The sequence below is a fragment of the Priestia sp. JV24 genome (assembly GCF_025910025.1).
GTDB classification, from domain to species: domain Bacteria; phylum Bacillota; class Bacilli; order Bacillales; family Bacillaceae_H; genus Priestia; species Priestia megaterium.
In genome coordinates this window covers 144,074-156,207 of record NZ_JAPCIN010000020.1, presented here as the reverse complement: position 1 = coordinate 156,207, position 12,134 = coordinate 144,074, and the positions used below count along the sequence as shown (strand labels likewise).

Genomic DNA, 12,134 nt, shown 5'->3' with positions numbered 1-12,134 from the left:
AAAATAAGCGGAAAGATTCATAGCTTTATGAACAAAAAAGTTGGATAATAATGGTATGGTTACTCATATCAAATACGAAAGGTGGAGAAAAAGATGAAAACAGCACTTGTGTTAGGTGGAACTCGTTTTTTTGGAAAAAATTTAGTCCAGACATTGCTCTCTAAAGGAGTTAAGGTTACGTTAGCAACGCGAGGTAAAACACCAGATGATTTCGGCGACCGAGTTGAACGGATTTTTCTTGATCGTGTAGAAAAAGATTCTGTAATCGAAACAACACGAGGAAGAAAATGGGATGTTATCTTCGATCAAATATGCTATTCTTCACACGGCGCAGCTGTGGCTGTTGAAGCTTTTCGTCATAGTACGAGTCACTATGTACTCACCTCGACTCTTTCAGTATACGGTTCTTTAGAAAAAACGTGTTATGAAGAAGATTTTGACCCATACAAGTATCCTATTTCATATACACGCCGTGAAAATATTTCCTACCAAGAAGGAAAACGCCAAGCTGAAGCGGTATTTTTTCAAAAAGCACCGTTTTCGGTAACGGCTGTCCGTTTTCCAATTGTAATGGGAAAAGATGATTATACGGATCGTTTACGTTTTCACGTAGAAAAAATTATGCATGAAGAAGAAATTGGTGTACCGGCTATCGAAGCGGAAATGAACTTTATTTCACAGGAAGAAGCTGGTGAATTTTTAGTCTGGTGTGCAGAGCAGAAGCTAAAAGGGCCGATTAATGCTTGTTCAAATGGTACCATTTCACTCAAAAATTTATTTTCATATATTGAACAAGCAGCGGGTAAAACAGCAAAAACAACCTCTCGTTTAACAGACGAAAATAGTTCTCCGTACGGAGTAGATCATTCTTGGACAATGAGCAATGAAAAAGCTAGCTTTTGGGGATATTCATTTACAAATCTGCAGGACTGGTTGCCATCATTAATCAAAGCTTTCGTTGAAAGCGAAAAGAAAGTACCTTTAAGTTAAGAGAAAACAAAGACTGCGCTGTTTAGCAGTCTTTTTGCTGTTACAAGCAGAACATTTTTATTTTATACATAAAAAGGGTACGCTAGGTACACATCATTATATAGAAGGAAGAAGGATAAACTATGGCAAAACACCATTTTCACCTGCAAGCAAATTGGCCAGGAGGTCGAAATGAAGTAGGTACAATTGAATCAGGACAATTAAAAACACAAATTTCTATTCCGCCAGAAATGGACGGGCCAGGAGTAGGAACAAATCCAGATGAAATGCTGCTAGGAGCAGCAGCCACTTGCTATATTATCACGCTTGCGGCGATGTTCGAAAGAAGCGGAATCCGTCAGGAAGCTTTAACGATGGAATCAGAAGCTGTTGTGGACGTAACGAATGGTGTATTCACATACGAAAAAATTATTCACAAACCTCACGTTATCATCACACCTGAACTTACGGCTCAAGAAGAAAAAATCAGTCGACTTATAAAAAAAGCAGAAACATCCTGTATGATTTCAAGAGCCATCCAAGGAAATGTTGAAATTGAATTAGAGCCCCGGCTCACAGTAAAAGCGTAATGAGTTCATTACGCTTTTTTTATGTTTATTTCTAAAAAATAGCACATTTAAGATTGTAAAATACTCAAATTTGAATATAATAATTTAAGTAGTTATCATTTCTGTTCATCAAGAAAGATGATGCGAAAGGAGGAACTGAAATGGTTTCATCGGAAAAACATATTCGTTTTATCGTAGCAGGATTGCTGCTCGGTATTTTTATGTCAGCCATGGATAATACCATCGTAGCGACGGCTATGGGGAAAATCATTTCTGATCTAGGTGGGTTAGATAAGTTTGTTTGGGTTACATCCGCCTATATGGTTGCCGTGATGGCAGGTATGCCGATATTTGGTAAACTGTCTGATATGTACGGTCGTAAACGGTTTTTTATTTTTGGATTGACGGTATTTTTACTTGGATCTGCATTGTGTGGCCTAGCGCAAAGCATTGTGCAGCTAAGTATCTACCGGGCGATTCAAGGGATTGGAGGAGGAGCGCTTCTTCCGATTGCTTTTACCATTGTATTTGATATTTTCCCTCCCGAAAAGCGCGGGAAGATGACTGGATTACTAGGTGCTGTTTTTGGCTCAGCAAGCGTATTTGGCCCGCTTCTTGGTGCCTACATTACAGAATATATCAGCTGGCACTGGGTGTTTTATGTGAACGTGCCGATTGGACTTTTGTCATTATTTTTTATCGTACGCTTTTATAAAGAGTCAAAAAGTCATAAAAAGCAAAAAATTGACTGGGCTGGTGCAGCCACTCTTGTAATTTCAGTAGTCAGTTTAATGTTTGCTCTTGAGCTTGGAGGAAAAGAGTATGAGTGGTCTTCTCCACAAATTTTATCTCTTTTCGTTATCTTTGCTGTGGCGCTATCATTCTTCTTTTTTGTAGAAAAACGGGCGCAAGAGCCGATTATTTCGTTTTGGATGTTCAAACGCCGTTTATTTGCAACATCACAAATTCTCGCTTTCTTATACGGAGCAACGTTTATTATTTTAACGGTATTTATTCCTATTTTCGTTCAAGCTGTTTATGGAGGTTCTGCTACAAATGCAGGTTTAATTTTAACTCCAATGATGTTAGGGTCGGTAGCAGGAAGTGCGATCGGCGGGATTTTTCTTACAAAAACAAGCTTCCGAAATTTAATGGTTATGTCCGTTTTCTCATTTGCAGTAGGAATGTTTTTATTAGGAACAATGGAACCTGATACACCTCGTTGGATGCTAACGGTATTCATGATTTTGACTGGGTTTGGCGTAGGATTTAGCTTTTCTCTTTTACCAACTTCGTCAACGCATAAGCTGGATCCACAGTTTAGAGGTTCTGCCAACTCAACGAACTCATTTGCGCGTTCTTTAGGAATGACGCTGGGAGTTACGATTTTTGGAACGATTCAAAGCAATACATTTACAAATGAGCTGCAGCGCAATTTTCAAGGTATGGGAAATGGATCACAAGGAGCATTTTCTCAAATAGGAGATCCGAGTGCAGTTTTTCAATCAAGTGCCCGAAACAGCATTCCGCCTCAAATATTAGATAAGATTGTTGATGCTATGTCTACATCGATCACGTATGCATTTATGCTTGCTCTTATTCCAATTGCAGTAGCTATCATTACTGTCTTTTTAATGGGAAATGAACGAGTGGAAGTTCCCCCTAAAAAGCGGGTAGAAGCTAAGGAACCTGCAGCTCAAAAATAGAAAAAGCACGAAGATTTTCGTGCTTTTTTTACTAAATAAGATGCATATCAAGAGGTGAAAGGTGTTATGAGTGTTAAATTAGTCATATTGGGTTTATTAATGGAAGGAAACAAGCACCCTTATGAAATTCAGCAAACCATTAATGAAAGACAAATGAAGCACTATATTAAACTGGCAAGCGGCTCTTTATATTATGCTTTTGATACGCTTGAAAAAAATCAGCTGGTGAAAGTAGTCGATGTGATTCGAGAGACGAACAGACCTGAAAAGACCGTTTATTCTATCACGGATGCAGGAAGAGAAGAATTTGAGCGCCTTTATTTTGAACAGCTATTAAAAAAAGAGCATATGCATAGACCAGTTTATGCTGCGCTTTCATTTACTTCTTACGTCGATCAAGAAAAAGTGGCTTCTTCTTTAGAAAAAAAGATTGAGGAAACGGCAGCTTATTTAGAAAAAATGCAAAATTTGTACCGAGTTAAAAAGGTGGATCATTCCATTGCAAATCTGTCGATCATTATGCGCACGATTATGCATTTGAAAGTAGAACTAACTTGGTTCACTCATTTACTCGAAGCGGCGAAAAGCAACAAGCTTACAGAAGTAGATGATGGTTATTTTGAAGACGTTGAAAAAATCGTAGATGAGTTTTAAAAAAGAAGCAAAACGCTGCTTCTTTTTTTTAATAGTCATAAAATATATTTCAAGCAATTTAATTTTGCCAAAAGCTAGGTCAATAACAATTAATTAACACCTGATTCGACCTTTAATCAGCTTTACTTATAAAACGCTTTCAAAAAGTAGTAAGACTATTAAAAAAGTAAAAAAAATTAAAGAAATATAGCGATTTCATTTTGATTGACGAGTAAAAGAGTGGTAAAATATAAGCAGATATCAGATACACACGCAGTGAGATTTATCACTCGTTGTAAAGATGTCAGACGATAAGGTAATCGACATTCAAAATGGAAAGATTGTTGAGTACGACAATTATTATAACTCGTTGGGGGTTTTATCATGGGTAACGAAACGTCGAATAGAGGGGAGCCTTGGCAAGGATTTTTGGGTCCGAACTATGGCTATGTATTAGAACAGTATGAGTTATATGAAGAGCAGTCAGATCTAGTAGATCCAGAGTTAAAAGAATTATTTGATTATTGGGGTGCTCCTCCATTAAACGAAAGCGAGCAGGTTCAGCAAGCTGAATACGCACAGGCTGCACCTTCAGCTAACACATCTAAAATTGCATCGGCTATTAAGCTAGCGGAAAACATCCGTGCTTATGGTCATCTATACGCATCAATTAAACCTCTTGAAAGCGAGAAGAAAGATCCTGTCTTGCTTCACTTGGAAGATTACAATTTAACGCAAGAAGATTTGAAATCAATTCCGGTTGATATTTTATGTACAAATGCGCCATCACACGTCAAAAATGGTTTAGACGCAATTAACTATTTAACAGATGTCTACACAAAAACCATTGCGTTTGAATTCCATCACGTACATAACATGGAAGAGAATAAGTGGCTGACTGATATGGTCGAGTCAGGTGCTATTTTCCAACCTCTTTCAAATGAGAAAAGAACTTCTGTATTAAAGCGTTTAACAGAAGTAGAAGGCTTTGAACAATTTTTACACCGTACATTTGTCGGACAAAAACGTTTTTCTATTGAAGGCGTAGATATGTTAATTCCACTTGTAGATGAACTGATTGCACGCTCAGTGGAAACAAGCCCAAAAACGGTTAATATCGGTATGGCTCATCGTGGACGCTTAAATGTATTGGCCCACGTATTAGGCAAGCCGTATGAAATGATTTTTGCAGAATTCCAGCATGCACCTAACAAGGAATTAGTTCCTTCAGAAGGTTCAATCGGTATCAACTACGGCTGGACGGGAGACGTAAAATATCATCTGGGTGCTGACAAACAAATTAAAGCAGAAAACACAGTTCGAGCTCGTTTGACATTGGCTAGCAATCCTAGTCACTTGGAGTTTGTTAATCCGGTTGTGGAAGGGTTTACAAGAGCGGCTCAAGATGAGCGTGATGTGAATGGATACCCAAAACAAGATGTAAAAAAATCGTTCGCGATTTTAATTCACGGAGATGCTGCGTTCCCTGGTGAAGGTATTGTACAAGAAACGCTGAACTTAAATCAATTGACTGGTTATCAAACAGGTGGAACAATCCACATTATTGCTAACAACATGATTGGATTTACAACAGAAAGCGTCGATTCTCGTTCAACGAAATATGCAAGTGACTTAGCCAAAGGGTTTGAAATTCCAATTGTTCACGTAAATGCGGATGATCCGGAAGCCTGTTTAGCTGCTGCTTATTTTGCTTATGAGTATCGCAGACGCTTTAACAAAGATTTCTTGATTGATTTAATTGGATACCGTCGATTTGGCCACAATGAAATGGATGAACCGTCTGTAACGCAGCCGAAGATGTATGAAATTGTGACAAAACGTCCAACTGTTCGTGCTATGTATGCAAAGCAGCTTGAAGAACAAAACGTGATTCAAAGCGGCCAAGCAGATCAAATTAATGAAGAGTTACAAGCGAAGTTAAAAGCAGCTTATGAGAAAGTACCGCCAAAAGCTGAAAAGCAACATAGAATTATGGAAATGCCACAAGCAGTCTTCAAAGGAATTTCAGATATTGATACATCGGTTACAAAAGAAGAGCTGTTTGAAGTGAATCAAGAGCTGGTGAAATACCCTGAAGGATTTAACGTATTTCCAAAACTTGATCGCATCTTATCTAAACGTGCCAAAGCGTTTGAAGAAAATGAAAGCGTAGATTGGTCATTGGGTGAAGCATTTGCATTTGCTACGATTTTAAGAGACGGCACGCCAATTCGTATTACAGGCCAGGACTCTGAACGCGGTACGTTTGCACATAGACATCTTGTTCTTCATGATCATAAGACAGGGGATGTTTACTCACCACTACACGCAATGAAGAACGTAAGCGCTTCCTTTGATATCCGTAACAGTCCATTATCTGAAGGATCCGTGCTTGGATTTGAATACGGCTATAATGTATTTGCTCCTGAAACGCTTGTTCTTTGGGAAGCACAGTTCGGTGATTTTGCCAATGCAGGTCAAGTTATTATTGACCAGTTTATTGCCGCAGGCCGTGCTAAGTGGGGACAAAAATCTGGAATGGTCTTATTGCTGCCACACGGCCATGAAGGTCAAGGGCCAGAACACTCAAGCGCTCGTCTAGAACGTTATTTACAGCTAGCTGGTGAAAACAACTGGACAATCGCAAACGTAACAAGCGCTGCGCAATATTTCCACTTACTTCGACGACAAGCTGCCATTTTACAGCGCGAAGAAGTAAGACCGCTAGTAGTTATGACACCAAAAAGTTTGCTTCGTAATGCTTTTAGTGTGTCAAACCTTGAAGAGTTTACAAAAGGCTCTTTCCGCTTAGTAGTAGAACAGCCTGGATTAGGCAAAAAAGAAGATGCAGTTGAACGAATCGTTCTGTGCAGCGGAAAAATCAGCAGTGAATTAACGGAACGCTTGAACAAAGCAGAAGATGATAAAGATTGGCTACACGTCCTTCGTCTAGAACAAATTTATCCGTTCCCAAGACGCGTAATTGCTGAAATCTTTGCTCGCTATAAAAATTTAAAAGAGATTGTCTGGTTACAAGAAGAGCCCGAAAACATGGGCGCATGGAACTATGTAGAAGATCGACTGCGTGAAGTAGCACCAGAAGGAGCTACGGTTGACTACATCGGCCGCACAAGACGCTCAAGTCCAGCTGAAGGAGATCCAACAGTTCACAGACAAGAACAAGAACGTATTTTACAAGATGCATTAACTAAAAATGAAATTGCTAACGACGTTGTTACACGATAAGGAAGGGGAATGAACCATGGGAGAGATTAAAGTACCGGAATTAGCAGAATCAATTTCTGAAGGAACAGTTGCACAGTGGCTAAAACAAGTAGGAGATTTCGTTGAAAAAGGCGATTATATCGTTGAACTTGAAACAGATAAAGTTAACGTTGAAATTACAGCTGAAGACTCTGGTGTGTTAACGGAACTTCTTGCTGGCGAAGGCGACACAGTGCAAGTTGGTGAAACAATTGCACGTCTTGAAGCGAAAGAAGGAGCTTCAGCACCAGCAGCACCAAAAGCTGAAGAAAAACCAGCAGAGGAAGCACCAAAGCAAGAAGCGGCTCCAGCTCAGCAAAAAACTGTTGAAGAAGTAGCGCCAGCAGCTGAAGCGCCTCAGCAAGGAAATCAAAAACAATGGCTAATTGCTTCTCCTGCAGCTCGCAAAGCAGCAAGAGAACGCGGGATTAAGCTAGATCAAGTGCCAACTACTGATCCTCTTGGCCGTGTGCGCAAACATGATATTGATTCGTATGCAGACCAAAAATCAAATGAGCAAAAGCAGCAGGCACAAGCAAGTAAGCCAGCTAACCCGGTATCTCCGTCTCCAGCGGCAAGTGAAAATAGCGACAAACCTGTTGAACGCGAACGTATGTCACGTCGTCGTCAAACAATTGCCAAACGTCTCGTTGAAGTTCAGCAAACAGCGGCTATGCTAACAACGTTTAACGAAGTAGACATGACTGCTGTTATGGCTCTTCGCAAACGACGCAAAGACAAATTTTTTGAACAGCACGACGTAAGACTTGGCTTTATGTCATTCTTTACAAAAGCAGTAGTAGCAGCACTTAAAAAGTATCCATTATTAAATGCTGAAATTCAAGGAAACGAGTTATTAATTAAGAAATTCTATGATATCGGTATTGCTGTGTCAGCTCCAGACGGTCTTGTTGTTCCAGTTGTACGTGATGCTGACCGCAAAACATTCGCTGGTATCGAAGGATCTATCGTTGATTTAGCGAAAAAAGCGCGCGACAACAAATTAGCATTAAAAGATTTACAAGGTGGAACTTTCACAATTACAAACGGCGGCGTATTCGGTTCATTAATGTCTACACCAATTTTAAACGGGCCTCAAGTTGGTATTTTAGGAATGCATAAAGTTCAGCTTCGTCCGGTAGCAATTGATGAAGAGCGTATCGAAAATCGTCCGATGATGTACATTGCACTTTCTTACGATCACCGTATCGTTGACGGCAAAGAAGCCGTAAGCTTCCTAGCTACTGTTAAAGAACTATTAGAAGATCCAGAATCTTTATTACTAGAAGGTTAATAAAAAGAACCTGCTATTTTCTTAGAGAATAGCAGGTTCTTTTATGTTCTTTTAATGCCTGCAACATAAGCAGGACCCAAAAAAGTCATGCTAGCGAGTGTCAGGGCCATTTCTCCCGGTGACTGCTTCATACCTTGTTCTAACCAGTGCTGAATAACTCCAAGATGCGCTGACGTTACGTAAGATATTAAATGTTCAAGTGGAACAAGCGGAGGCGTTTTATTATCAATGAGCTCTAATTTTTCGAGCATATTGGTTTTCATAACTTCTTTAATTTTAAGATGAAAGCCAGGGTTGCCTTTTGGACCAAGCATAACCTGCATAAAACGTGCATTTTCTTGAATATATTCAAAAAGTGTAATAATAAACGGCAAAGGCTGTTCTTTCAAATTAGCAGACACAATCTCATTGGGATTTGCTTTTTTGATAAATTCTTTTATTTCTTGAATGACTTCATTTTCGCTTTTTTCAAGCAAATCGTATTTGTCTTGGTAGTGTAAATAAAAAGTTCCGCGATTAATATCCGCTTTGTTCGTCAAATCCCTGACCGTTACGCCTTCAAACCCTTTCTCTTCCATTAATTCTGTCAAAGCATCTCGGATAAATCTTTTCGTTCGAATAATTCTGCGATCTGTTTTTGAATTCCCCACGGCTTTTAAACACCTACTTTTTCTTTAATAATGAACAGTTATATGCTTTGTGTTAAGTAATCGACATTCCCGCTATTATTGCATATTGAGAATACAGGTAATTTCATTATAATTTACATAGTGACCACTAATCAACATCATGTACATTATCTTTTCGTTAACGTGTATATCCTTAAAACAAAAAGGAGAGATCTATATGAAATTAGGGAATCAAAAGCTTATATATTTTTCACCAATTATAGTAGTAGCTGTTATTTTTATCTTTATTCTAACCTTAATTCCTTCGGCAAGCTCAGCACCTAAGAATTTGCCAATCGCATTCGTAAATGCTGACGAAGGAATGACAGTTCCAGCAAAGGGTAATGTAAATATAGGAAATCAAATGAAACAAAATATGAAACAGGCAAATACCGAACAGTCTTCGGTTAAATGGATCTTTGTCTCAAATACTAAAGAAGTTGAAAAGGGGTTAAATAATCAACAATACTACGGGGCGCTTATCATTCCAAAAGATTTCACAAAAAAACAGGCGACTCTTCAGACGGCTAAGCCTGATACACCTGCTGTTAAATTATTAGTGAATCAAGGAATGAATACAGCTGCTTCAACCCTAGCAAGTCAGGTGCTAAACGGGGCAGTTGATAAGATGAATGAAAATATGCGCTTGCAGCTAGTGAAAAGATTTGAACAAAACGGAACGCAACTAAGTGCAAACCAAGCATTAGCACTCGCTGCACCGATTCAAAAGACAGTGATAAACGTAAACGAAACAGGGACTCATAGTGTCAACGGAAATGCCCCCGTTTCATTATTTCAGCCGCTGTGGATGGCAAGTATAGCCGGTGCTGCAATGATCTTCCTCAGCATTCAAAAAATCACGTTTTCTTCTCGTAAAGAGAAAATCGTTAACCAAGTAGGACTCGTAATCATCGGGGTTATACTTGCTTTAGCTGCAGGTTTCGGGCTAGCGTGGCTGGCTGAAGTAGTTGGAATAAGCGTTCCTTCATTTTTGGATACAGCACTATTCTTAGCTATTGCTTACTTCAGTTTTTTCACCTTGATATCAGCCGTACTTTCATGGCTAGGACTAAAGGGACTTCCGATTTTTGTTATTGTTCTATTTTTTGGCGCACCTTTGCTTTCAATAGCCCCAGAAATTATGCCTGATTTTTATAGAGAGTTGATTTATCCATGGCTGCCAATGAGATTTATGGTAGATGGCGTAAGAGAACTATTTTTCTTTGGAGAACATCTGACATGGAATCCTTCTGTATCTGCTCTAGCTCTTATCTCTTTAATAAGTTTGTGTGCTCTGTTTACTTCTGCTTTACCTGCATCTTCTGTAAAAAAAGAGAAGTCTCGCTCAATATAAAAGATACTGTAACTGAATGAAAAGGAGAGATGATGATGAATCCACAAATCCTAATCGTTGGTGCCGGCCCTACTGGCCTCGTTATGGCCTACAATTTAGCCAGACATAACATTCCTTTTCGAATTATTGATAGAAGCGACGGACCTGGGCAAGCCTCCCGGGCAATGGCTATTTTACCGCGAACACTTGAATTTTATCAGCAGTTCGGTTTTGCAGATGAAGTCATAGACAGCGGGATTAAGATGGAAGATGTATACATCCGAGTGAAGAATAAAATAAAAGCAAAAGTTCATCTAGGATCTTTAGGAGAAGGATTAAGTCCTTTTCCTTTTGTTCTTACATTTCCACAGGACGACCACGAGCGGTTTCTGCTTGGAAAATTAAAAAATTTTGGAATCGAAGTAGAATGGAGGACGGAGTTACTATCTCTAGCTGAACACGGAGAAGGGGTAAAAACTTTATTAAAAGCCCAGCAAGAGGAAACCGCTTATTTTAAGTATATTTGTGGATGTGACGGAGCACACAGTACCGTTCGCAAGCAAATGAAGATAGAGTTTAAAGGAGAAAAATATAAACAGCATTTTTATGTGATGGATGTTCACGGCTCTGGTGAAGTGATGAAGGATCAAAAAATAAGTATTTCCTTTAGCAATGAAGAATTTTTGATTTGTATGCCGGTTAGAAGTAAAGGAACGTATCGAATGATCGGCATTATTCCTTCAGCTTTTAGAGATCAAAACGATGTAAAAGCTGAAAACATTCACGCTTTTATTCAACGAACATTTGGTGTTCAGATTGAGGGTATAAATTGGTTCTCGACATATCATATCCATCACAGAGTAGCAAATCGTTTCCGACAAGGGCGTATTTTTCTAAGTGGAGATGCAGCCCATATTCATAGTCCTGCAGGCGGACAAGGAATGAACACAGGAATTGGAGATGCAATCAACCTTTCATGGAAATTAGCAGCTGTCCTTCAACACAAAGCGGCACTTTCCATATTAGATACATACGAAGAAGAAAGGTTGCCTTTTGCAAAGCTGCTTGTAAATACAACTGATCGCGCTTTTAAACGAATGGTGGCACGAGATAAAACGAGTCAATTTTTTAGGAAGCATATCTTTCCGCCTGTACTATCCTTTTTATTTCGTTTCCCTTATCCCCGTCACAAAGCATTTACGATTTTATCTCAAATCCGCATTAAGTATCGAAATAGTGACCTAAGCAGCGGGCAAGGGACAAATGTGCAAAGTGGTGATCGATTACCCTATGTAGAAGGGAATTTTGAATCTTTACAGTCTTTAAACTGGCAAATACATGTCTATGGAACAGCAGCAGAGAAGCTAAAAAAAAGCATGCAAGAAAAAGACTTCTCCTTGCACGAGTTTTCTTGGAACCCTTACTTGAAGAAAGCAGGGCTTCAAAAAGATGCTCTGTACGTTATTAGACCGGACGGATACATTGGTTTTATTAGCAGCGAGCAGCGTATAGATCTGCTTCATCAATATTTGAATACGCATAAAATCCTTCCTTTTACAAATGAATATTAGATCTAAAAAAACGCCATCTTATATGGTGTTTTTATTTTTGTTTACAATTTCGAAACAACTTGGAGATGTTTTTGGGAAAGCTGTTTGATAAGATAGACGAATAGAAATATCAAATGAAAGTACGTGA

At 39.0% G+C, this 12,134-nt stretch carries 9 protein-coding genes; 8 read left to right on the top strand and 1 reads right to left on the bottom strand.

From position 1 onward, the window contains the following. Positions 1-93: 93 nt before the first annotated feature. The 6 genes from OK414_RS15790 (at position 94) to odhB (ending at position 8,435) form a co-directional block, all read left to right on the top strand. A complete protein-coding gene (locus OK414_RS15790) occupies positions 94-990 on the top strand; it encodes an NAD-dependent epimerase/dehydratase family protein (protein WP_013083707.1) in 897 nt (298 codons plus the stop codon). A gap of 122 nt (positions 991-1,112) precedes the next feature. Continuing rightward, positions 1,113-1,559 carry an OsmC family protein gene (locus OK414_RS15785; RefSeq protein WP_013083706.1) on the top strand — a complete coding sequence of 149 codons (447 nt, stop codon included), beginning with the start codon at positions 1,113-1,115 and terminating at the stop codon, positions 1,557-1,559. 140 nt (positions 1,560-1,699) lie between these two features. Beyond that, the gene (locus tag OK414_RS15780) at positions 1,700-3,244 is read left to right on the top strand and encodes an MDR family MFS transporter (protein WP_128820383.1); all 1,545 of its coding nucleotides are present in this window, start codon (positions 1,700-1,702) and stop codon (positions 3,242-3,244) included. A gap of 66 nt (positions 3,245-3,310) precedes the next feature. Further along, positions 3,311-3,898, top strand: coding sequence for a PadR family transcriptional regulator (locus OK414_RS15775; protein WP_034650977.1), 588 nt, complete (start codon positions 3,311-3,313; stop codon positions 3,896-3,898). Between the two features lie 363 nt (positions 3,899-4,261). Then, a complete protein-coding gene (gene sucA / locus OK414_RS15770) occupies positions 4,262-7,123 on the top strand; it encodes a 2-oxoglutarate dehydrogenase E1 component (protein WP_025751267.1) in 2,862 nt (953 codons plus the stop codon). Between the two features lie 16 nt (positions 7,124-7,139). After that, the gene (gene odhB, locus OK414_RS15765; RefSeq protein ID WP_014459542.1) at positions 7,140-8,435 is read left to right on the top strand and encodes a 2-oxoglutarate dehydrogenase complex dihydrolipoyllysine-residue succinyltransferase; all 1,296 of its coding nucleotides are present in this window, start codon (positions 7,140-7,142) and stop codon (positions 8,433-8,435) included. 41 nt (positions 8,436-8,476) lie between these two features. On the opposite strand, the gene OK414_RS15760 is transcribed toward odhB, so the two are convergent. Next, the gene (locus tag OK414_RS15760; protein WP_034650981.1) at positions 8,477-9,085 is read right to left on the bottom strand and encodes a TetR/AcrR family transcriptional regulator; all 609 of its coding nucleotides are present in this window, start codon (positions 9,083-9,085) and stop codon (positions 8,477-8,479) included. 196 nt (positions 9,086-9,281) lie between these two features. Here OK414_RS15760 and OK414_RS15755 point away from each other — a divergent pair, with 196 nt between their 5' ends. Then, entirely contained in the window at positions 9,282-10,457 is a 1,176-nt protein-coding gene (locus tag OK414_RS15755) for a DUF3533 domain-containing protein (protein ID WP_034650983.1), read from the top strand. Between the two features lie 35 nt (positions 10,458-10,492). Further along, positions 10,493-12,007: an FAD-dependent monooxygenase gene (locus OK414_RS15750; protein ID WP_263045193.1), complete on the top strand. Its 1,515-nt coding sequence runs from the start codon at positions 10,493-10,495 to the stop codon at positions 12,005-12,007. The last annotated feature ends 127 nt before the right edge of the window (positions 12,008-12,134 follow it).

Coding starts and splice junctions, on each gene's coding strand:
- OK414_RS15790 (WP_013083707.1), top strand. CDS start 94: ATGAAAACAGCACTTGTGTTAGGTGGAACTCGTTTTTTTGGAAAAAAT.
- OK414_RS15785 (WP_013083706.1), top strand. CDS start 1,113: ATGGCAAAACACCATTTTCACCTGCAAGCAAATTGGCCAGGAGGTCGA.
- OK414_RS15780 (WP_128820383.1), top strand. CDS start 1,700: ATGGTTTCATCGGAAAAACATATTCGTTTTATCGTAGCAGGATTGCTG.
- OK414_RS15775 (WP_034650977.1), top strand. CDS start 3,311: ATGAGTGTTAAATTAGTCATATTGGGTTTATTAATGGAAGGAAACAAG.
- sucA (WP_025751267.1), top strand. CDS start 4,262: ATGGGTAACGAAACGTCGAATAGAGGGGAGCCTTGGCAAGGATTTTTG.
- odhB (WP_014459542.1), top strand. CDS start 7,140: ATGGGAGAGATTAAAGTACCGGAATTAGCAGAATCAATTTCTGAAGGA.
- OK414_RS15755 (WP_034650983.1), top strand. CDS start 9,282: ATGAAATTAGGGAATCAAAAGCTTATATATTTTTCACCAATTATAGTA.
- OK414_RS15750 (WP_263045193.1), top strand. CDS start 10,493: ATGAATCCACAAATCCTAATCGTTGGTGCCGGCCCTACTGGCCTCGTT.